The sequence below is a fragment of the Acinetobacter sp. BIGb0196 genome (assembly GCF_011759595.1).
In the GTDB taxonomy this organism is placed as follows: Bacteria; Pseudomonadota; Gammaproteobacteria; order Pseudomonadales; family Moraxellaceae; genus Acinetobacter; species Acinetobacter guillouiae.
The window spans coordinates 740,532-763,198 of record NZ_JAAOZA010000002.1 but is presented as its reverse complement, the minus strand read 5'-3'; the positions used below and the strand labels follow the sequence as shown (position 1 = coordinate 763,198).

Annotated in this window: 21 protein-coding genes and 1 pseudogene; 5 read left to right on the top strand and 17 right to left on the bottom strand. The window is 39.9% G+C overall.

The features are described 5' to 3' along the window. Nucleotides 1-13: 13 nt before the first annotated feature. The 4 genes from FHR28_RS16370 to FHR28_RS16355 form a co-directional block, all read right to left on the bottom strand. A complete protein-coding gene (locus tag FHR28_RS16370) occupies nucleotides 14-772 on the bottom strand; it encodes a hypothetical protein (protein ID WP_166783081.1) in 759 nt (252 codons plus the stop codon). A 70-nt stretch (nucleotides 773-842) separates the two neighbouring features. After that, the gene (topA, locus tag FHR28_RS16365; protein ID WP_166783080.1) at nucleotides 843-3,485 is read right to left on the bottom strand and encodes a type I DNA topoisomerase; all 2,643 of its coding nucleotides are present in this window, start codon (nucleotides 3,483-3,485) and stop codon (nucleotides 843-845) included. Between the two features lie 26 nt (nucleotides 3,486-3,511). Then, nucleotides 3,512-3,961 (bottom strand): ammonium transporter, encoded by a 450-nt coding sequence (locus FHR28_RS16360; protein ID WP_004718027.1) that lies wholly within the window; start codon nucleotides 3,959-3,961, stop codon nucleotides 3,512-3,514. A 106-nt stretch (nucleotides 3,962-4,067) separates the two neighbouring features. Beyond that, complete coding sequence (locus FHR28_RS16355) at nucleotides 4,068-4,406, bottom strand: winged helix-turn-helix transcriptional regulator (RefSeq protein ID WP_105713962.1); 339 nt, start codon at nucleotides 4,404-4,406, stop codon at nucleotides 4,068-4,070. A 148-nt stretch (nucleotides 4,407-4,554) separates the two neighbouring features. On the opposite strand from FHR28_RS16355, the gene FHR28_RS16350 reads away from it, so the two are divergent. Beyond that, nucleotides 4,555-5,301 carry an SDR family oxidoreductase gene (locus tag FHR28_RS16350; protein WP_166783079.1) on the top strand — a complete coding sequence of 249 codons (747 nt, stop codon included), beginning with the start codon at nucleotides 4,555-4,557 and terminating at the stop codon, nucleotides 5,299-5,301. Between the two features lie 105 nt (nucleotides 5,302-5,406). Here the strand turns inward: FHR28_RS16350 and FHR28_RS16345 are convergent, their stop codons facing one another. The 8 genes and pseudogenes from FHR28_RS16345 to FHR28_RS16310 form a co-directional block, all read right to left on the bottom strand. Then, nucleotides 5,407-6,444 carry a hypothetical protein gene (locus FHR28_RS16345; protein WP_166783078.1) on the bottom strand — a complete coding sequence of 346 codons (1,038 nt, stop codon included), beginning with the start codon at nucleotides 6,442-6,444 and terminating at the stop codon, nucleotides 5,407-5,409. Between the two features lie 140 nt (nucleotides 6,445-6,584). Then, nucleotides 6,585-8,324: an acetyl/propionyl/methylcrotonyl-CoA carboxylase subunit alpha gene (locus tag FHR28_RS16340; RefSeq protein ID WP_154130141.1), complete on the bottom strand. Its 1,740-nt coding sequence runs from the start codon at nucleotides 8,322-8,324 to the stop codon at nucleotides 6,585-6,587. Nucleotide 8,325: 1 nt separating this feature from the next. Further along, complete coding sequence (locus FHR28_RS16335; RefSeq protein WP_166783077.1) at nucleotides 8,326-9,906, bottom strand: urea amidolyase family protein; 1,581 nt, start codon at nucleotides 9,904-9,906, stop codon at nucleotides 8,326-8,328. Between the two features lie 19 nt (nucleotides 9,907-9,925). After that, nucleotides 9,926-10,732 (bottom strand): putative hydro-lyase, encoded by an 807-nt coding sequence (locus FHR28_RS16330; protein WP_166783076.1) that lies wholly within the window; start codon nucleotides 10,730-10,732, stop codon nucleotides 9,926-9,928. A gap of 19 nt (nucleotides 10,733-10,751) precedes the next feature. Beyond that, the gene (locus FHR28_RS16325; RefSeq protein WP_004718041.1) at nucleotides 10,752-11,510 is read right to left on the bottom strand and encodes a LamB/YcsF family protein; all 759 of its coding nucleotides are present in this window, start codon (nucleotides 11,508-11,510) and stop codon (nucleotides 10,752-10,754) included. 35 nt (nucleotides 11,511-11,545) lie between these two features. Beyond that, a pseudogene (locus tag FHR28_RS16320) lies at nucleotides 11,546-12,797 on the bottom strand (NRAMP family divalent metal transporter). 331 nt (nucleotides 12,798-13,128) lie between these two features. Beyond that, the gene (gene mumR, locus FHR28_RS16315; protein ID WP_004718045.1) at nucleotides 13,129-14,037 is read right to left on the bottom strand and encodes a LysR family transcriptional regulator MumR; all 909 of its coding nucleotides are present in this window, start codon (nucleotides 14,035-14,037) and stop codon (nucleotides 13,129-13,131) included. 123 nt (nucleotides 14,038-14,160) lie between these two features. Then, nucleotides 14,161-14,406, bottom strand: coding sequence for a SlyX family protein (locus FHR28_RS16310; protein ID WP_004718047.1), 246 nt, complete (start codon nucleotides 14,404-14,406; stop codon nucleotides 14,161-14,163). Between the two features lie 35 nt (nucleotides 14,407-14,441). Between FHR28_RS16310 and FHR28_RS16305 the strand changes: the two genes are divergently transcribed. Beyond that, a complete protein-coding gene (locus FHR28_RS16305; RefSeq protein WP_004718049.1) occupies nucleotides 14,442-16,352 on the top strand; it encodes an ATP-binding cassette domain-containing protein in 1,911 nt (636 codons plus the stop codon). Nucleotides 16,353-16,559: 207 nt separating this feature from the next. Here the strand turns inward: FHR28_RS16305 and FHR28_RS22045 are convergent, their stop codons facing one another. Further along, nucleotides 16,560-16,688: a hypothetical protein gene (locus FHR28_RS22045; RefSeq protein ID WP_016539259.1), complete on the bottom strand. Its 129-nt coding sequence runs from the start codon at nucleotides 16,686-16,688 to the stop codon at nucleotides 16,560-16,562. A gap of 365 nt (nucleotides 16,689-17,053) precedes the next feature. Here FHR28_RS22045 and FHR28_RS16300 point away from each other — a divergent pair, with 365 nt between their 5' ends. Further along, a complete protein-coding gene (locus FHR28_RS16300; protein WP_224964682.1) occupies nucleotides 17,054-17,269 on the top strand; it encodes a hypothetical protein in 216 nt (71 codons plus the stop codon). Nucleotides 17,270-17,395: 126 nt separating this feature from the next. Here FHR28_RS16300 and FHR28_RS16295 read toward each other — a convergent pair whose 3' ends face one another. Further along, entirely contained in the window at nucleotides 17,396-18,373 is a 978-nt protein-coding gene (locus FHR28_RS16295; RefSeq protein WP_166783075.1) for an acyltransferase family protein, read from the bottom strand. A gap of 37 nt (nucleotides 18,374-18,410) precedes the next feature. Further along, nucleotides 18,411-18,962 (bottom strand): O-acetyl-ADP-ribose deacetylase, encoded by a 552-nt coding sequence (locus FHR28_RS16290; RefSeq protein ID WP_166783074.1) that lies wholly within the window; start codon nucleotides 18,960-18,962, stop codon nucleotides 18,411-18,413. A gap of 117 nt (nucleotides 18,963-19,079) precedes the next feature. Between FHR28_RS16290 and FHR28_RS16285 the strand changes: the two genes are divergently transcribed. Together FHR28_RS16285 and FHR28_RS16280 are read left to right on the top strand one after the other, a co-directional pair. After that, nucleotides 19,080-20,015 carry a lauroyl acyltransferase gene (locus FHR28_RS16285; RefSeq protein WP_056516890.1) on the top strand — a complete coding sequence of 312 codons (936 nt, stop codon included), beginning with the start codon at nucleotides 19,080-19,082 and terminating at the stop codon, nucleotides 20,013-20,015. Nucleotides 20,016-20,200: 185 nt separating this feature from the next. Then, nucleotides 20,201-20,764: a hypothetical protein gene (locus FHR28_RS16280; protein WP_166783073.1), complete on the top strand. Its 564-nt coding sequence runs from the start codon at nucleotides 20,201-20,203 to the stop codon at nucleotides 20,762-20,764. A gap of 36 nt (nucleotides 20,765-20,800) precedes the next feature. Here FHR28_RS16280 and FHR28_RS16275 read toward each other — a convergent pair whose 3' ends face one another. Together FHR28_RS16275 and FHR28_RS16270 are read right to left on the bottom strand one after the other, a co-directional pair. After that, nucleotides 20,801-21,118 carry a hypothetical protein gene (locus tag FHR28_RS16275; RefSeq protein ID WP_056516884.1) on the bottom strand — a complete coding sequence of 106 codons (318 nt, stop codon included), beginning with the start codon at nucleotides 21,116-21,118 and terminating at the stop codon, nucleotides 20,801-20,803. Between the two features lie 331 nt (nucleotides 21,119-21,449). Beyond that, nucleotides 21,450-22,568: an endonuclease/exonuclease/phosphatase family protein gene (locus tag FHR28_RS16270; protein WP_166783072.1), complete on the bottom strand. Its 1,119-nt coding sequence runs from the start codon at nucleotides 22,566-22,568 to the stop codon at nucleotides 21,450-21,452. Nucleotides 22,569-22,667: the final 99 nt, after the last annotated feature.

Genomic DNA, 22,667 nt, shown 5'->3' with positions numbered 1-22,667 from the left:
ACAGCTCTATACACTACTTCACCCAACCCATTTCTTGTGCAGTGAGTCGACTGATCATGGTATCTTCTAGATCTTCAGGTGTCTTACTTTTGCTTTCTGAAAGCGCAATATAGCCTCCCATAATTTCTGCACGCTGTTGTGGATAACGTGGTTGTTGTTCAGGATTGGCATAGCCTGTCGGATAGAGAGGCTGCCCTGTTGTAAAATCATATTTGTCTTTTGCACCAAAGGTATGCAGTAACTCATGTACAAGAACGACTTTATTACTCGAACTTTGCTTCGGCGATGCAAATAGATTCACAGAACCAATACGCCCACGTTCCAATGCAGTAGAGTGTTTCAATACTTTCTGCAACTTGGGATCATAATAATTTAAATACAGGGTCACTGATGGTGAGCCATCTTCGCCTTGATGCTGTTTCCATGCATAAAATCTAAATTTTAAGCTCCACAAAACTGTATCCAAGATACGACCTGATTCTGGGAACTTAGGTGGCAAGGTATTTAATTCCCGTCCAAGCTGAAAATGAAACGAAATCGGTTGCCCACGAAATGCTTGAGACTGCAAACCTAAATAATGTTCAATTTCCTCAAGATCATCTGTTGAGATTTGCTGAATATAGGCTGCTGTGGAGCGTTGACCATCTGCATTGATTGGATGTAATAAAACAACGATTGGCTTGCTCCAATCTTGATTCATATCACGCCATGCGTTCACTGCAACAATCAGCAGAATGACCAGTAAAATACCAACTCGAATCTTTTTCCACATTGAATATATTCTCAATTTTTAATCGCAATAAAAATGCTGACCTAGGCCAGCATTTTTAAATATTTATGGATTAAGCTTCTACCCATTTCCCATCTTGGTAGACCAAAGACCATTTGGTTTGTTTACCTTCTGGGGTTTCTGAACCAATATATTGCGCTTGGTTTTTACGGCTAAACTTAACCAATGTTGGATTACCATCTGGATCTTGATCAGGTGCTTGCAAGATGAACTGATACTTAGGATCAAGTTGATCTGCAACTGAACGTAACTCCGCAACCTTCGGTGCACGTGTTTCGCGTACTTTAGGGAATTTGCTTGCCGCCAAGAATAAACCCGCTGCTCCATCACGTAGAACAAAGTAATCATCATGTTTGACTGAACGTAAATGTTCCATTTTGATTGGGTCGACACGAGGTGGCGCTGGCTGACCATTTTTCAAAACTTTACGGGTATTGTCACAACTCATACAAGCGAAATATGGACCAAAACGACCCGTTTTCAACTGCATCTCGCCATCACATTTATCACATGGAATGGTTGGACCATCATAACCCTTGATTTTGAACTCGCCTTCTTCCAGCTCGTAACCATCACAATCCGGGTTATTTCCACAAATATGTAACTTGCGACCACCATCAATCACATAGCTGTCCATTGCAGTACCACATACTGGACAACGTTTTTTCGACATTAAGTCAGCAGTTTCAGCACTGTCATCATCAGAAAGTATAGCCAACGACTCAACTGGTGTTAAATTCAATGTCCCTTTACAGCGTTCTTTTGGTGGCAAGTTATAACCAGAACAACCAAGGAATACACCCGTCGTCCCTGTACGAATCTGCATCGGGCGTTCACATTCTTTACAGTGAACAGCTTCAACTTCTACAGGTTGATTACGGCGCATGCCGTTTTCGCCCTGTGCTGTGGTTAAACGCTTTTTAAAATCACCGTAGAAACTATCTAACAGCTCTTTCCAATTACGTTCACCATCTGCAACTTTATCCAATTGACCTTCCAAATCTGCAGTAAATGCATAATTCATCAGGTTATTAAAATTCTCGTCTAGACGATCGGTAACAATTTCACCCATCTTCTCTGCAAAAAGACGGCGATTGTCGAGTTTGACATAACCACGATCTTGAATCGTCGAAATAATCGCAGCATAAGTCGATGGACGACCGATTCCACGTTTTTCCAACTCTTTTACTAAAGATGCTTCAGTAAAACGTGCAGGTGGTTTAGTAAAGTGTTGAGAAGGATCAAGTTTCTCAAGTTTGAGAATTTCACCCACTTTGACTGCAGGTAATAAAACATCATCATCAGACTTGTTCTGACCACGCACTTTGGTAAAACCATCAAAAACTAAAGTACGACCTTTGGCTTTGAGTTCTACACCATTCGCATCAACCAAAATCGTTGAGGATAAATACTCTGCTGGAGTCATTTGACATGCAACAAATTGACGCCAGATCAAATCATATAAACGTTGTGCATCACGCTCAACACCCGCCAAACTATCGCCTTTTAAGGCAACATTGGAAGGACGAATCGCTTCATGGGCTTCTTGCGCATTGGCTTTATTCCCATAACGATTTGCTTTAGCAGGTAAGTACTTCGCACCAAATTCAGTTTCAATATGATTACGCACCATACTGACAGCATCATCACTCAAGAATGTTGAGTCAGTACGCATATAAGTAATAAAACCAGCTTCATATAAACGCTGTGCAAGCATCATGGTTTTCTTTACAGAGAAACCTAAACGAGTACTTGCAGCTTGTTGCAAGGTTGAAGTGATATAAGGCGCACTTGGATTGACCTTCGTTGGCTTATCTTCACGTGTTGCAACTTTATATTCAGCATCTTTTAAAATGTTCAATAAAGCATCTGTTTGCGCTTTATTTTGTAATTTTAATGTTTTGCCGCCTTGTTTGACTGCTTCTAAACGAATTTCATCTTTTGCAGAATGAGTGTCTGCAAAAACTTGCCAGTATTCTTCAGGAATAAAGGCACGAATCTCACGCTCACGCTCGACCACCAATTTTACTGCAACCGACTGTACACGCCCTGCAGAGAGGCCACGTGCAATCTTTTCCCACAGTAGTGGTGAAACCATGAAGCCCACCACACGGTCGAGAAAACGACGAGCCTGTTGCGCATTCACACGGTTTAAATCTAGACGTGTAGGTTGTTTAAATGCTTCTTGAATGGCATTTTTGGTAATCTCGTTAAAGACCACACGATGGTAACGGCTATCATCACCACCAATCACTTCTCTTAAATGCCATGCAATCGCTTCTCCTTCTCTATCCAAATCCGTTGCGAGATAGATTTCATCTGCATCTTTGGCTAGTTTTTTGAGTTCAGCGACCACATGTTCTTTGCCTGGAAGCACTTCATATTTGGCTTTCCAACCATGCTCAGGATCGACACCCATACGATTGACTAAAGCGGATTGTGCTTTTTCAGCCTTCTGTTCATCCGTCAACTTGGTACGCGTTGCAGGCTTTTTTTCTGCCGATTTACTTGAACCACCTGTAGGTAAATCACGAACATGACCTACCGAAGACTTCACAATGTAATTTGAGCCTAAATATTTATTAATCGTTTTCGCTTTTGCAGGCGACTCCACAATCACTAATGCACGTTTTTTCCCAGCATCAGGAGAATTTGCTGTTGTGCTTTTGGATGTGGACCGAGGAGCGTTCGCCATAATAAACCACTGTTCCTATTATTAAGTTAAATTTCAGCCAATTTAAGTAAATATGCCTTCATATCATCAAGCTGTGTTGCTCTGAGGTCAGATTCTTCATCCCAATAAAGCCCTACACAGTTGGCCTGCATATCAATAGCATAAATCCCTTTTAATGCAATGGGAAAATCTTTAAATTTCTCATCACCGAGGACCACTTGAAGCTTTTGCTCTTCTACACGGGCGCGCATCAAAGCTAAGCGTGCATCTGGAATCAGTACACTATAATAAGCCACCATACTCGCACGAGACTCTGTTGCCATCGGGATTTTCGTCCACTCTGGTGCAGCCACTAAACGTGGGTGTAAGCCCATCTTGCGTGCTTTCTCTCGCATTAAACCTAATGCTTTTTCTCTAGGGCTTACGCGTAAGCCAAAAATTGAGCCCAATACAAAAACAATAATAACGAGCGCAACCCAAAGACCAGTGTGTTCCATAGTTCACCTTTTAATTCCTATATTAGAGTTGCATAAGCTGAATATAAAACGCAAGTTTAAAATTAAAATTACCGCCAATTACTGATTTTGAGGTCAGTTTAATTTCTTATTTTTCATTTATATTTTTTTCATAAAGCTCCATCCAGCTTCCCAATGACTGAATAGCGCTTTGCAGCGTTTGTCCTAATTCGGTAATTTGATATTCCACTCTAGGCGGTACTTCTGGGTAAATCTGCTTGGTTATAAGTTGGTGTTGCTCCAGCAGTTTTAAATGTTTCGACAACTCTTTTTGTGGAATCGGCGCTAAAGCCTTTTGTAATTGGCTAAATCGAACAGGATGTTTTGCTTCAATAAGATGATAGACAATTGGCAATACCCATTTTCCCGAAAATAATCCAACAAATCGCATAATCGAACAATTTTGCTCATATTGCAGTGTCGTCATTTTTCTACCTTACATAAAGCTACATTTTATAGCCTTTGAGTTTAGTCTATTTCAAACCAAACAACGACTAAGTCACCAATTGGTAAGTACTTACTTTGACAAATAAATTTTCACAATATAAGAGTTTGTAGACATTTTAGTGAAAAACATGCGATTAAAGAATAAAACGGTTTTAATTACTGGCGCAACCAGTGGAATCGGTTTTGCAGCAGCACAACGTGCAATAGAAGAAGGTGCTTTTGTTGTGTTTACTGGCCGAAATCCAGATCAAATTGTACTGACACAAGCACAATTCGGCAGCCAAAGTTTGGGCATCCAATGTGATCACTCAAGCTTAGTATCACAAGATCATTTTATTGAGAAAATGCAAGAATTATCCATTAAATTCGATGTGATTTATATCAATGCAGGCAATGTTAGCCATGAAGCATTTGGACAATGGACCGTTGAACAATTCGATGCGATTTTCGATACCAATGTAAAAGGTCCATTTTTCCTGATACAACGCTTACTTCCAATGATCAAGCCCCATGCTTCAGTCATTTTATGTGGTTCGACCAGTATTCATATCGCCTTAGAGAAAAGTAGCGTTTATGCTGCCTCAAAAATCGCCTTGCGTTCTTTGGTTAAGACCTTATCTAGAGAACTTTTAGCCCAGCAAATACGATTTAACTTACTTTCACCAGGACCAACCTTAACCCCTGCCCTCAACAAAGTTGCGAATACACCCGCTGAAGTTGAACAGCTCAAAGCCAGTATTGAAAATCTTGTGCCAATTCAAAGGTTGGCGGATCCAGTCGAAATTGCCAATGCCTTTATTTATCTTGCTTCTGATGAAGCTAAATTTATTGTCGGTAGCGAACTCTTGGTCGATGGTGGCGTAGCAAATTTATAAGCATAAGCAAAGTTATAAAACTATAGTGTATGGCTTAATAAAAAAGCGCTAAATATTCAAATCTAAGTGCTTTTTTATATTGCTCTGAGCAGCTTAAAAATCGCCCTAATTTAAATACATTTCATGGCTATAAACAACTTCATGACCATTCCAATAAATATAGCCTTTTTCAATCAATTCTTTAAGCAATAAACGGATATCAGATTTTGGAAACATTTGCTCCAATAAATCACGCAACTCATAAATATCTTTAGGTTTATCGGTTTTTAAATTATTCAATTTATGAATAACTTCAATTTGCACTGGATCTATTTTTGCAAAGTTTTTAAACAAAACCTGATGTACTGCACCCACAGAGTCTTGCTGATCCATTTCCTGTAACACCTGATCTGAATCAACACGTAATTTTTCTAAAATTTGATCAATTTTTTCAAGTTTGATATTGGGTTGTGCTGCGGATTCAGTCTCAACTGGGTGTGCTAAAACAGGCTTGTCGATGTCAAGACTTGTCCATTGTTTCAAGACTTTTTTACGATAAGCCACCTGATCATCAAAGCGTTTGACAATTTTTAAATTGATTAACATGCCGACCAGATGCTGAGCTTTTTCTGGCACAACTTGTAAAATATTCACAATAGAATTCTTTAATTTTTCAATGGTATTCGGTTTGCCTGTCATCTCTCCCAAGGCATCGCAATACTTTTTAACCATTTGCAAATACGGCTTATTTTGAATGGTTTGTAGACTAGGTATCGAGTACTTGTTGCGTTGACGTTCCAACGTTGATTCGACTTGAATAAAACTACACGCTAGATCAGCACTACGCATCAGATCCAACAATAAGGAACAACTTGGCATCGCAGAAATGACCTCAATCTGTATCTCTGGCTCTAATAATGCCAATAATTGCCCCACCACAACTGCATATTCATATTCTTTTTCAGATGCATTCGGTACTTCTAAAATCACCACTTGACCACTGCTCACCCAGCTTGAAAATTCAGTTAAATCTTCCAGTGAGTACTGGAATTGTCCCGTACAATTGAAAAGATAAAGTGTTGGGTAATGTTCAATAATCTCCCGCAGCATTTTGGCTGTAGGCATATTATTTTCAAGATCGAGAAGAACAGCTTTATTCGGCATGGTCAAAAAGTTTGCTACTGAACAGTGGCAAGCATTACAACCAGCTTTCAACAAAAGGTCAAATAAAATTGGAAATTTAATCCTAAATTCCCAATTCCATCTGACTTAAATGTATAAGTTTTAGATTTTAAAGATAAATATTATTGGATGGTTGCAATCACTTGATCAGCCTGACACGTGCTCCCGACTTCTTTCAGCAATTCAATTTGACCACTTTGATGTGCCAAAACTTGAACTTCCATTTTCATGGCTTCCATAATTGCCACAACTTGCCCTGCACTCACTTGCTCTCCGGTTTGGACTTTCCATGCAATGATGGCCCCGTTAATAGGCGCTTGTAAGTGCTCAGGTTGAAGTGCTAACTCTGTGCTTTGCACTGGTTGTTGCTCCACCTGAACTGTACCTTGAGCAAACATTCCTGCAGGTAGGCCTAGACGGTGTAATTTCCCATCAATTTCGATATAGCTTAAAACCATCGTTTGTTGATGCTGAGGAATCGCACGTCGAGTTGATTTTAAGTCTTGTTTAAAGTCATTTTCAATCCAGCGCGTATGGACTTTAAATTCGTCGGTAAAATCAGGTTCATTCAGCACGGCACGATGAAAATCTAAAACTGAAGCCACCCCCTCAATTTTAAACTGCTTTAAAGCGCGTTTTGCGCGGCGTATTGCGATTTCACGCGTTTCCCCCGTCACAATCAGCTTTGCCATTAAAGAATCGAAATGGCTGGAAACCAGAGAACCTGTGCGCACGCCAGTATCGACACGCACACCATGACCGAAAGGTGCTTCAAATAAACTTAGTGTACCAAATGCTGGAATAAAACCACGACTAGGGTCTTCTGCATTGATACGAAACTCAATGGCATGACCTTGTGCTTTAGGGGTTTCTTTGATCGATAATTCTTCGCCCAAAGCCACCTGAATTTGCTCAACCACCAAATCAACTCGTGCTGTTTCTTCGGTCACGGGATGTTCAACTTGCAACCGCGTATTGACTTCTAAAAATGATAGCGTCCCGTTTTGGCTCAATAAATACTCGACTGTCCCTGCTCCAACATACTGAGCAGCCTGACAAATATTTTTTGCTGAAGTTAAAATCTCTTGGTAAATCTCATCACTGATAAATGGTGCTGGAGATTCCTCAACTAATTTTTGATTGCGGCGCTGTAAAGAACAATCGCGCGTACCTAAGACCACCACATTCCCATGCAAGTCGGCAATCACTTGCGCTTCCACATGACGAGGATTGTCTAAGTACTGCTCAACAAAGCATTCGCCACGACCAAAGGCCGCTTTTGCTTCACGGACAGCAGAGTCATAGAGTTCTTTCACTTCTTCAAGCTTCCAAACCACTTTTAAACCACGACCACCACCACCAAATGCCGCTTTAATTGCAATAGGCAAGCCATATTGTTTTGCAAAGGCTAAAGCCTCATCTGCATTATTCAATGGGTCTTGTGTGCCTTGTACCAAAGGAGCACCCACTGAAGCAGCGATTTTACGTGCTTCAATTTTATCACCCAACTTGGTAATTGCTTCAGGAGATGGGCCTACCCACTTCAAGCCTGCATCAATCACAGCTTGTGCAAATTCAGCCCGTTCCGATAAAAAACCATAACCAGGATGCACCATGGTGGCTTTTGATTTTTTAGCAATATCAATAATGGCATCAATATTTAAATAGGTTTCTTTTGCGGTTGCGCCAACCAACCCCCATGCTTCATCTGCAAGTTCGACATGTAAACTGCCGATATCGTCATCTGCATACATTGCCACAGAAGCAATGCCCATATCACGACAAGCATGGATAATACGCACAGCAATTTCACCACGATTGGCAATCAATAATTTTTCATTTACATATTTTTGCTGGTTCATCTTAGTTCTCGATATCTACAAATTCGGCGATTTTTCTAAATTTGATATGGCAATCCGCAGGTATTTGTGCCACCAAATCCCAATGATGCTTGGCAACAGAAGCAATCACAGGATAACCACCTGTTAATGGGTGATCATTCATAAACAATACAGGTTGACCATTGGGTGGAATCTGCAAAGCACCAATACATGTGCCTTCGCTTTCCAATTCATGGCAAATCTTACGTGTTAAGGGCGCTTTCCCAGATAAACGTAATCCCACTCGATTACTTTCATTGGTGACTAACCATGCTTGATTGCACAATTTTTCAATACTGCTTTGCTCAAACCAATCCGTTCGAGGTCCCATCACAATATCAAGTTCAATCGTATCGCCAAGGGACGGGAGATTGGATTTTGGCACTTCGTTGATGCTGATATTGGATGGGACGACTTGACCTTGGTAAATGACATCACCCGTTTTTAAAGGGGCTGGACCAAGAATGGCTAAACTGTCAAAAGAACAGCTATTTAAAATGGGTTGAATATCCAAACCACCACGAACCGCAAGATAATTGCGTAACCCTGCGCTCGGCGTTTGAATTTGAAATTCATCTCCCTCATCCAGTGCAATCGCCTGATAGCTGTCAAAATCTGCTTTTTGACCATCTGCAAATTTCACATGGATATTGGAAATTGCACCTGCCACGCTAATGACAGCTGAATTTTGCATGACTGCTTTTAAACCGCCATTTAGCACCTCAATCACAGGCGTATCCGTTGGATTCCCCACGATTCGATTGGCACAATGCATCGAAGCGACATCCATCGCCCCTGCTGTACCCACACCGATATTGCTGTGCTGAAAACGGCCTTCATCTTGAATCGAAACTTGCAAGCCAGATGCCGTGATTTTGAATAGGGGGTGTTTTAAAATTAAATCTTGTCGTGGCGTGATTTGCTTGGGCACATCCACAGATACAGGATGATGGGTTACATCCTCAAAATGCACCCGCATTCCTGGTCGTAAAAGCGCAGGATTTTGACGCTCCAAATCCCACATTTTTTCTGACGTTGTTCCAATCAATTGCCAGCCACCCGGACTATCTTTTGGGTAGATACCCGAGTATTGCCCAGCAAGCCCAAGTGAACCTGATGGAATTTTTTTACGTGGTGTTTTTAGACGAGGAATATCTGTAAAGGGCTGATCAAGGCTACTCATATAAGCAAAACCTGGAGCAAAGCCAATAAACGCAACGTCCCAAGTGCTTTGATGATGTTTTAATATCAGATCGGCTATAGAGAGGCCTTGAAGTTCCGCCACTTGTGCTAAATCTTCACCATCGTAACGAATCGGAATAATCACTTCCTGCGTATTTCGATCAAAGCCTGAATCAAGCTTTAAAGTACCAATCAAAACACTCAAGGTTTTAAAGTCAGTCTTGATTTCGTTAAAACAAATCAAAATTGTTTTTGCAGCAGGAATTAAATCTTTGATTCCATTCAAGTGTAAATTTTGCAATTTACTGTATAACGCCAAAGTTTCTTCTAAACTAGAAAGTTCAATCAAGAAACTGTCGGAATTTACCGATAAAAATCGCATTTACTGATCCTTTCTTGTCTTAACGCATCCATGCACGATCAGGTATGTCTGTAATCAACATATGTCCTGGTGCATGGCTAATGGCAAATGGGATTTTCGAGTTCATGATTGCAGCTTGAGGCGTTACACCACATGCCCAAAATACTGGAATTTCACCCTGTTCAATACGTGAGGCATCACCAAAATCTGGCTGATTGATGTCGCGTATGCCCAAACTTTCAGGATGACCAATATGTACGGGAGCACCATGAACACTCGGCATACGTGCCGTAATTTTTACAGCCTCAGCTATTTGATGGGCAGGAATGGGGCGCATAGAAACCACCATATTTCCTGAAATACGTCCAGCAGAAAGGCATTCGATATTACTCAAATACATCGGTACATTGGTCTTGTCATGGATATGACGCACTTCAATCCCCGCTTCTTGCAAAGCTGTTTCAAAGGAGAAACTACAGCCAATTAAAAAGGTCACTAAATCAGGATGCGCGTTATAAAGCTCACTCGCATCAGTGAGCTCATCGACCATTTCACCGTCTTTCCAAACACGATATCGTGGAAAATCAGTACGAATGTCTGAGTCAGTAGCCAATCGAGAGTGGTATACGCCTTCTTCCAAAACATCTAATACAGGACAGCTTTGCGGATTACGCTGTGCGTACAACAAGAAATCATATGCCCAGTCTTTAGGTACAGAAATCATATTCACTTGCGTCATCCCAGCAGCCATTCCTGCTGTAGGTTGATCAAAACCTGCACGAATTTGTTGTCGCGCATCCAATGCAGCTTTTAGCTGAGCTAGATCGACTTTAATCTCTTTAAACATGTGTCTTGTCCTTATTGTTTTATGCACAAAATGAACGAACTTGAATGTCGTTTGTTAACAGCTCAGCTTTAATCGCTGCGGACATTTCTAGTGCACCTGCGGTATCACCATGCAAACAAATCGTATCAGCTTGAATTGGGGTAAATACGCCATCAATTGACTCAACCCCACCATTTTTCAACATCGCAACCACACGTTTTGCCACAAACTCAGCATCATGCAAAACAGCACCTTCCAAACGGCGTGAAACCAGTGAGCCATCGCGGTTATAAGCACGATCAGCAAAGGCTTCTGAAACCACTTTTAGACCTGCCTGACGTGCTTGTGCAACCAAATTTGACCCAGCCAAAGCAACCAGTACCAATGCAGGGTTATACATTTTAATAGCTTCAATCACGGCTTCGGCTTGTACAGAATCTTTGGCAATGGTGTTATACAACGCCCCATGCGGCTTGACATATTGCACTTTTGAACCAGCAACTTTTGCCAAACCGTCAAGCGCCGAAATTTGATAGAGCACATCCGCGATCAGCTCGTCTTGAGACAAATCCATATTACGGCGACCAAAACCAACCAAATCTGGGTAGGAAACATGCGCACCAATCGTGACATCTAATTTCACTGCTTGTTGAAGCGTCTTCAATATTCCCAACGGGTCACCTGCATGAAAGCCACAGGCAATATTGGCGCTACTGACAACAGGTAAAATTTGCTCATCATTGCCCATTTTCCACGAGCCAAAACTTTCACCCAAGTCACTATTTAAATCGACATACATTGTGATCATTCCTTTTCAATTGAGTGTGAAGTTGATTAGAGCTTGGTGAGGTAATTAAATACCGTCGTGAATGACATATAACCCATCCACCATGTGAGTAAGCAGGTTAATACACCCAAAACCAGCAACCATTTTGGATAATTATAATTACCCATCATGTCTTTACGACATGCCGCAACGTAGACAAAAATCGTTAAACCAATTGGTAATACCAAACCATTAAAACCACCCACAAAGATCAGTAAGCCCGCAGGTGTTGCACCTAGAATCACGTAAAGCAACAGGGCTAAAGAAATAAAGCTAATGGTGAGGTAGTTGGTATGTTTAGTGGTTAAGTTCTGTTTAAATGCGGACATAAATGAAACAGAGGTATAGGCTGCACCAATTGTGCTACTGATTCCCGCTGCCCAAAAAATCAAACCAAACAGTTTAAAACCAAATGTACCCGCAGCATATTGGAATGCTTGCGCAGCTGGGTTGGCATCGTGACTTGCTAAATCAATATTTGCACCACTGACCACAACCCCTAAGAATGCCAAGAACAATACATAACGCATGATCCCGACCACCACAATACCTTTGGTTGCGGCTCTGGCCACTTCATCAATATTCTCTGGTCCAACCGCACCTTTGTCCAATAAACGATGTGCGCCCGCATAGCAGATATAACCACCTACGGTACCGCCAACAATAGTTGTAATGATGGCGAAATCAATTTGATCAGGTGCAAAAGTTTGTTGAACGGCTTGCCCCACTGGTGGCATGACAATGAATGCAACGATCACGATCAAAACGATTTTGAGCAACCCCAAAATAATCATGCTCTTGTCCATCGCCAGAGTGGCTTTTCTGGAAGCAAAAATCAGAATTGCCAAAGCACCACTCAGCACGCCGCCGACCTTGGTATCCAACCCAAAGAGTGCATTTAAGCCCAGTGCAGCACCCGCAATGTTACCGATACTAAAGAAAAACCCACCTAAAATGACCAGAAATGCGAGTAAGTAACCACTCCCCGGTAAGGCTTTATTGGCAATATCAGAAGCGCGCATTTGCGTTAAGGTGACCACACGCCAAATGTTTTGCTGAACAACATAATCAATAATGATCGAAACCAGGATTGCAAAGCCAAATGCAGCACCTAATTTCACTGTAAATACAGCGGTTTGAGTTAGAAAACCTGGCCCCATCGCAGACGTTGCCATCATAAAGATAGATGCAACAATTGCCCATTGACGGTCAGACAAAAAAGAAGATTTCAATAAAGACATGTAGGCGTTCCTCATCCATTTGAGCTTAATCAACGCTATTTCAAGTGAAACAAAGAACATCTATTTTTCTAAAATACGAGATTCTTTAATCCTTTAAACTTTTAAGATTTTCTGGTTATGCTGAACCAAATCTGTATTTCAAATAAAAGCATAGGCGAAGGTCAGTCACAATAAGACTTTATCCAAAATTCATTAAACATAAGATATTGAATTTATATATTTTTATTATTTTTAAAATCATTTAATAATGAATATTTATCACTTTCTATAAGTTCTCATTATCAATATTTCATATTTTTGCAATTTTTAAATCAAAACCAAAGCTGCATAAAATGCCGTTTTATTGTTCATTATCTAATTTTATTATTCAGCTTTTTCATGGCATTTTCCGAAGTTAAAACCGCTAAATCCGTCAACTTTTCTTTTAATGCGGTGTTATTGCCTTGTGTATAGATTGCGGTAAAGTGGAATGTCTTTAATTGGATTGGCGTATCCAAAATTTCCAATCGCCCATCTAAAATTTCTTTGATTGCCGTTAGTTTAGGTACCACTGCAATCCCTAAACCTTGTTCAGCTAAACGTAATAATGTGACCAATGAATAACTTGTGATAGATAGTGGTTCATCGATCTTTTGTTCTTTCATTTTGGCTTTGAGCTCTTTATAAGGATAGGTAATTCTTGGATAGGTTAAAATGGTATGCGACATCAATGTCCGCAATGACATCTGCCCGATTCCACCTTTAAATGAAGGTGATGCCAGAAAGCTTAATTCAAAATCACACAATGAACGTTCTATACATTCAAAAGGCAAAGTTGGCCCCAGTAAAAACGCCATATCCAAATCACCGATGCGTACACCTTCTTGTAAATCTGGAGTTAAATTCACCACGATTTCGATGGAAACTTTGGGAAACTCTTGCTGGACTTGCTCCATATACTCCACTAGCCAAGTATGGACAATCGTTTCGGAAACCCCCAAACGAATCGTTCCTGTTAAATACTGACTTTCTGTGAGTTCAGCCACCAAGTCTGTTTCCAGTCGCATAAACTTTTCAGCATATTTAAATAAGGTCATGCCCTTATGCGTGGCTTTGATTTGACGAGAACTGCGATCAAGCACTTTAAAACCGAGATCATTTTCAATCGCAGTAATTTTTTGAGAAATTGCAGGCTGTGTCGTGTGAAGCTTTGTTGCGGCTTTATTAAAACTGTTTAAGGTCACCACCCAATAAAATGCTTCGAGGTTTTTTAAGTTCATAATCCATTTTAACCCACAAATTTAGCGCTTGCGTTATGCAAATCCTTTGCCAATATCACTGCTATGTGTGAATTTACACCTGATTCAGCACACCTCAGCCACTCATATTTCACATCCGTTGCATCAATAATGCGGAGGACGATTGGTCATTGGGTCAAATGCTGCAATACCTTCTGACAAATCAGCAGATTCTATACGTTGGTAAATTAACTGCATTTGTTTTTTTAAATCAGCGATTTCCAAGCTTTGTTGCGCCACTTGATCATTTAATTGTTCGACTAAATCATCTAAAAATGCAATTCGGACTTGCAAATCTTCTATGGGTGCGGAAAATGACGCCTGATCATCAATATTTTTATGTTTAGTCATTTTTAGTCCTCAGTGTGGGATGTTTAGGAAACCGTATGGCCTATATTACTATAAGGGATGTCCAACTTGCGTTTGGTGGACCTGCCCTGCTCGATGGCGCAAACTTCAATTTAGAACGAGGCGAACGAGTCTGTCTGATTGGTCGTAACGGTGAAGGTAAGTCTACTTTACTCAAACTGATTGAGGGAAGTTTATTGCCTGATCAAGGTGAAATTGCATTACAAAATGGTATTACAATTTCTATGCTTGCTCAGGATGTACCGATGGATTCGGGCAAAGTTGCCGATATTGTTGCCGAAGGTGCAGGAGAAGCTGCGCTCGTCCTAAAAGAATACCATGAAGCCAGCGATGCTTGTGTATTAGGTGATATGGAAGCTTGTGATCGTATGGGCAACCTACAACATAAGCTCGATTTGCTCGATGGTTGGGCATTAGAAACCAAAGTAAATTCTATCTTGAGCAAAATGGGCTTAGATCCTGAAGCAGATTTAGCAGATTTATCAGGCGGGCGTAAACGCCGTGTACTTTTAGCACGTGCATTGTTGACGCAACCTGACGTTTTATTACTTGACGAACCAACCAACCATTTGGACGTAGAAAGTATTGAATGGTTAGAGAAATTCTTACTCGATCAAAACAATCTCACCCTGTTATTTATTTCCCATGACCGTGCTTTTGTTGACAGTATTGCGACACGTATTGTGGAGTTGGATCGTGGTGTTTTACGTAGTTATGAAGGTAACTACTCACGCTATCTCGACTTAAAAGCACAGCAAATGGAAGCTGAAGAAAAGCAAAATGCGCTGTTTGATAAACGCTTGGCTGAAGAGGAAACTTGGATTCGTCAAGGGATCAAAGCACGTCGTACCCGTAACGAAGGTCGTGTACGTGCATTAAAAGATTTACGTGAACAATCTAAAGCACGTCGCTCACAACAAGGTAAAGTGAGCATGGCGACTCAAGAGGCGAATCGTTCAGGTAAATTGGTCTTTGATATTGAACACTTAAGTGTGGCTTTTGGTGATAATGCACCGATTATTAAAGATTTCTCTGCGTTAGTACTGCGTGGCGACCGTATTGGTTTAGTCGGTGATAATGGTGTAGGTAAAACCACCTTGATTAAAGCCATTTTAGGTGAACTTGAACATGGCGGTTCGGTGAAAACAGGTACACAGCTTGAAGTGGCTTATTTTGACCAATTACGTAATGCGCTAGATCTTGAAAAATCAGTAATGGCCAACGTGTCTGAAGGCTCAGACTTTGTCGATGTTAATGGTGGTCGCCGTCATATCTACAGCTATTTACAAGACTTTTTATTCTCGCCTGAACGCGCGCGTACTCCAGTAAAAGCACTTTCAGGTGGTGAGCGTAACCGTATCCTTTTGGCAAAGTTATTGCTTAAACCGTCTAACCTTATTGTGATGGATGAGCCAACCAATGACTTAGACATGGTGACTTTAGAATTACTCGAAGAGATGTTGAGTGATTATAAAGGGACTTTGTTATTGATCTCCCATGACCGTGCATTTATGGACAATGTTGTGACATCAACCTGGGTATTTGATGGTAAAGGCAATATCGATGAATACATTGGTGGCTATCAAGACTATCTAGAACAACGTCCAGATCAACGTGTTGTCGATCAGAAAAGTGATGTAAAAAAAGCCATTGCTAAAGCGGAAGCTGCTGCGACACCTGCTGAACCAGCCGTTAAAAAAGTGAAATTGAGTTATAAAGATCAACGCGCTTTAGAACAGTTACCTGCAGAAATTGAAGCTTTGGAAAAAGAACAAGCTGAACTGACTGCAAAACTTGCAGATGGTTCTTGGTTTGTGACTGATGCAGATGCAGCCACCAAAGCGTCACAACGACTTGGCGAGATTGATGAACTGATGCTTGAAAAAATGGAGCGTTGGGATGCATTAGAAGAAATGATCAAAGGTTAGTTCTTGTAAAATCTTTAAATAAAAACTCCGCAAATATGCGGAGTTTTTATTGAGCCTGCCGACATTGAAACCAACAACATAGATCAATCATCTTATAGATATACAATACATATTTTCAGCTTTATGTATTAACCAGATTCAAAGACATTGAAACATAACGCAACCCATGATTTTCAATGGTTTCATCTTTCACCACAAAGCCAAATTTTAAATCATACTTACGGAAAACAGTTGTCGCCCACTGCCATTAATTGCAAACTCATCAATAAAAGGCGCAATCAATTGGGTAATTGCAATTAAGTCCTTTATGGTTGCTCTTCTGATTGTCTTATTCATGTGGGGAACATTTCAATAGTGGAGTAGCAGTAAAAGATCAAAGTGCTAAATTTAAGTCTGTAATCAGAGTTTCATCATCTAGCTAATACTTTAAATGATACATAACAGAATCTTTCATTTTTAAAAATAAACGCACTTATTTAAATGGCTTAGTTCAAGTTAAAATGACGGCAATACTTTACTGATTAAAATTAAATAAAACTTAAAAAATCAAAGCACTTACCATTCCCCACTCATCTTACCCATGATCATTTCATTTATACTGAATTTCGCTACAAGCACTTCATGATGTTTCCATACAAATCCTCCAAGATATGATTATCGAATCTAGTTCAGATCTCGAATTATTTAGTGAGAATATGATCATGAAAAAAGTTACATCATTACTTGTTGCAGCATTCACCACAGCAATTTTCGCAGGTTCTGCAATGGCAGCAACTCCAGCACAGCATTCGACTCAAGCGGTTAAAACCCATCAAATGCAAAAACAACATAAAGCTGGTCATAGCCAAAAACACCATGCCGCTGCACAAAAATCAGCAACAGCAAAAAAAGTAGAGGGTAAAGCAGCAACCAAATAATCCACTTTAAAACGTTGTTTTAAAACTGTCGCTTTATAAAATTATGATCCTCATGCTTAAAAGCTACACCAACAGTGTAGCTTTTAAATTTTTAGCGAATGCTCTGGATCGCTTCAAATCCATTCGCTACTTTAAACCGAATTTTTCAACAGGTTTGATTAACCATAAAGATAATTTTCTTAATAAAATATCAAAAAATTGCTGTTGTAACATCCAGCAGGTCAATACAGATAAACCAATACAAATCCCAATTTCCACAAAAATATGAAAATCCAGTTGCCAATAACGTGCAATTAACATCACCACAAAACCATGTAGCAAATACACCGCCAAGGTGTTTTTTCCAAGTTGCACACAGCCAATATTTAATAATTTTGTCCATGCAAACATCGCGAAAATGCCCAAACTCGACACCAAAAGACAGCCTATTCTGATCCACGTACCATCCCACATACTTACCTTAAGTTGCTGATAACTTAAACTGCCATATAACCAAAATGGGTTGATTTGGGTGAAATACACCAAGCTTGCAATACCCACCACGATGAATCCAGCTAAAATTTGAGTGAATTTAAATTGCTGAATTTTCTCGACAATGGTTTTGCCATAAAGTGCACCCACAATAAAAAATGGAAAGAAGCTAAAAATTCTTCCGATAGAGTATTGGTAATTGTTCCATGGGCTTAAACCGACACATAAAGCAAGAATCAGTGCAATCAGCAGTGCAAATTTTGTTTTTATCAAAAAATGGGTAAGCGTTGTCCATACCATCATGCCCAACAGATACCATAAGATCCAATAAGGTCGTTCAAACACATTCCAATTGAGCTGAAATTTACCAGACCAGATCGCATCAAATGCAGGAAATAGAATTTGAAAGGGTAAATAGAGCGCGAAAAAAAATAAAATATTCTTAAACCATTTACTGTCTTTAAACAACATGCCCGAAATAAAGATAAAAGCAGGCATATGTACAAAATAAATCGTACCTAATAAGACATGATCAATCGGATCTTTCCAACCGATCATGCGTTCTAGAAAATGCCCGAGAACCACTAGAAATATCAGTGTTGCCTTACAACTGTCTAAGTAGGTATCTCTCATCGCAAGGTTGTCTAAAATAGTCAGTGAATAACTGCGATTATATACCTAAAACATGCACTTGCTTTTGATCAATCTCAGCAAGATGCTGGCGATAGATTTTAAAATTTTCCAAATCAAAACACACGAAACTGACTTCCTCTAAGTTGTTCGTCTGGGTTAAAAACTTAGTCACGCTGTTTATAGCGATAAATGCTGCTTCTGATTTGGGAAAACGATAAATCCCTGTTGAAATATTCGGAAATGCCAGTATTTTTAGCTGATATTGTTCAGCGAGTCTTAAGCTATTGAGATAGGCTTTCTCAAGAAGTTCATTTTCAGCATGCTGTCCATCTTGCCAAGTGGGGCCCACTGTATGAATCACATAATTACAGGGCAACAACCCCGCTGTGGTAATCACTGCTTCACCAATTGCGCAACCACCCTGTCTGGCTCGGATCTTTTGACAATCCTCCAAAACAGCAGAACCACCTTTACGATGAATTGCACCATCCACACCACCACCGCCAAGTAACGAGGTATTGGCAGCATTCACAATTACATCCACCTTTTGAACTGTAATATCACCTTGAATTAACCGAATTATTTTCACGTCATGCTTCCTTGCTTATCCTCGATGAGAGTGAATGACATCTTGAATTTTCTTCTTTAAACCGCTTCATGCTACACTCCTTTCAGTTTTAACTTCCCCAAAATTTACAAAACTGCTATGAGTAAAAAGCATCAATACGAGCCTGGAAAATTTTATTGGGCATTTTTACATCCGAAATATTGGGGAATCTGGATTGCGATTGTATTTTTGATGATGCTCGCAATTTTGCCTTGGGCAATTCAGTATCGCTTAGCAACATTGTTGGGCAATATTGCCTTTGACCGACTAAAATCGCGTCGTGAAACAACAACGCGTAATTTAGAAGTCTGCTTTCCAGAATGGTCGCCTGAACAAGTCATCGACAACTCAAGACAAGTCTTTGTTGATCAAATGGTCGGGGTCTTTGAAACATTAAATGCATGGTATTCACCACAATGGTTTAAAAACCGTGTCAGCATTCAAGGGCTAGAGCATATCCAACAGGCCAAACAAAATGGTCAAGGCATACTGCTACTCGGCACCCATAGCACCATGCTTGATGCTGGTGGTTATTTATGCGCACAATTTTTTGAACCCGATGTCGTGTATCGCCCACAGAATAATCCTTTACTCGATATGCTGATTTATCGTTGTCGTGCAACGATTTATAAAGCGCAGATTGATCATGATGATATGCGTGGATTGATTCGCCATCTGAAAGAAGGTGATGCGATTTGGTATAGTCCAGATCAGGATTTTGGATTAAAACAAGGGGTAATGGCTCCCTTTTTTGGTACGCCCGCTGCAACGGTAACTGCGCATCGACGTTTATTGAAAATATCAAAAGCTGTCGCAATCCCACTGTATTTTTATCGTGATGGTGATATCAAAGATCCAAAATATCATGTGCTTATTGAACCTGCTGTTGATCCATTACCCAGTGAAGATGAAATGGATGATGCGATTCGTGTCAATAAAATCATTGAAAATCAACTGCGGATCGCACCGACACAATATATGTGGTTTCATCGTCGCTTTAAAACACGTCCAAAAGGCTACGAGAAAATCTATTAAGTTTAAGTATTTTTGTTTTAACGATCAGGAGATAAAAAATATCTCCTTTTTTATTTTGGTCATCTAGCGTCTAAATACCATCGTTCATGGCGAACTGCGTCTAGTTACACATGCCCACTTTCTTGATCAAACAAAGCGAATTAAGATTTATCAATAATAAATTCAAATTTAAGGAAAATAAAACAATGAATATCACAAATAAAGTTCTTTTTTCATGTTTGATCAGTTCCAGTTTGATGTTTGCTGCATGTTCAGAGCAAAAAGCAGATATCGCCCAAAACAAAACCTCAGAAACTACGTCTAGTGCAACAATTCAAGGCAATTGGAAAAGCAAAGCGACTGAACTGAGTACAGCCAACGCAACAGAGATTACAACAGACTTGGCTCAACTTAATCAGATCGTCAATCACGCAAATACGCAAGCACTTCAATTAAGAGCGGAGCTTCAATCAGCTGCTCCCCAACCTGAAAAGCGCCAGCATATTTTACTCAAAGCCAATGATATACAAGCGAAAACTCAACAACAAATCATGGCATTAAATTTAAAAAGCAGTGAAGTACAAAGTCTACGCACACAAATGATTGATAATTTAATCACCAGTCAGAAAATGTATACGCTTTCAACAGCCCCAGATTTTGATGCAAATGCACCCAGCGATGAATTTGAGCAACTTGGTAAACGCTCAATGGCGCTTCAACAAAAAATTTCTGCTGAAATGGACGCCTTAAATCAACATTATGGAAAATAAAAATAATTTGGATCATAAGCGGGTTAAGTAGAAAAACTAACCTTTCCATACCCGAAAACGTGCCATAGCCCAAATCACATAAGGCCAAAAAATCATATTGACTATGCTATGGATACTTTCCCAAATACGCCAATAGCCTCTACCAAAAATATCTGCGCGTGCATTAAAGATTTCAATTACAAAGGCAAGCACCACTGTGGCGATAATCGCAAAATTTGATTTAAGTTGTCTTTTATGAATTGCAGCAACAATAAAATAGATGATTAAACCTGCATAGATAAATAAAGCATCACTACTTAAACCAGTAAAATGTTTAAGACTTGAAGCGAATTCTTGAACTTTTGCGAGAAACATAGCCACTCTTTTTTATTTTCAATTTTGTCTATTCTAAATTATATACCATAAATAAAGCATAACCCGAGTTCTGCATCCTGCAAAACTCGGGTTCATGAGGTTGTGCTTTCACATCTTATTCTTATTTTCTTGGTTATCCATTCCAACATCAAATCCTTGATGATTGCTCCATCGACTTCGTCTTCCTTAGTGAGATTTTCCGTTCTCATTCCCTGTGTCGATAAGTAAAGATTAAAACGAATATGCTTTGCATGCTATCCGCTTAGGGCCTAAATCCATGTAAGTAATTGCTTACAAAAATCAGCCATTTTTTATTTTTTTTGTCAGACAATCAGGTTCCAGCTTTATAACTTTGTGCAATTTCATCAGTCACCAACTTCTCCTCTTTCTCTGCTTTTTCAATCCCTTCCTGAATTGCCTCTTGCGCTTCCCTTTCATCTGCATCGGTTTGCTCTAACTCTTCTTGAGTTTGCTCAAAAATACGCCCTGTTTGTAATACCACATAAATCGGAAAATGATCTGAACCCACATGAGGCAGTCGTTGCATATGTACTAAAGCAAAATCTGTACTGTGAAATAAATGATCCAAAGACCATCTCAAAAATTTATAGTCAGCATGGAAGGTGTTGATATATCTGCGCCCCACACGTGGGTCAAGCAAACCACTAATACGCTGAAATAAACGTGTTGTGCGTGACCAAGCAACATCGTTTAAATCCCCCATAACAATACAGCTCTCATCCAAGTCTTTGATCTGATCCCCCACAATAAGCAATTCAGCATCACGTAAAGTCGAGTCTTTGGCTTCTGTTGGACTTGGTGGTTTGGGATGTAAACAATACAGTTGCACCGCTTGCCCAGATGGTAAAATCACCGTGGTATGAATAGACGGAATTTCATCACTGAGAATGAATTTAACCTCTGTATCGACCAACTTGAGTTTGCTATACAAATGCATCCCATAGAGATTATCTAAAGGTATAGCCACACGATAAGGATAATCTTTTTCAATTTGAGCCAATTCATTTTGCCAAGTTTGATCAGTTTCAAGTGTCAAAACAATATCTGGCTGGTGCTGTTCAATTTGCTCAAGCAATAAGTGATATTGATCATTCGGTGTCAGCACGTTCGACACAATCACTGAAATTTGCTGATCAGGATTAAGCTGATCTTTGCTCACCTGTTTGACTTGTTTCTTCCAAATGAAGGTATAAGGCAAAACCATCTTTAATTGAAAAGCTAAGGCAGCAATCAATAAAAATAAAATCACTTCACGGACCAAGTCCCACGGCGCTGTCCAAAACAACATCAATCCCAAGGCAATCAGACCAACAAATAATATCTGCAAGCGTGGAAAATCAGCACCTCTAAACCACCATTCATCACGGGGAATCAGTGACCAGAAACTTAGCCAAATCACAATCAACGCAAGTACTTCTATCCAGATCATATTTTGTCACTCTTATATTCTTAATTTTTGAATGATTCATAAATTAATATCAATTTTGCATGTATCATAAACAAGATATATTGCACAATATAGTTGTGT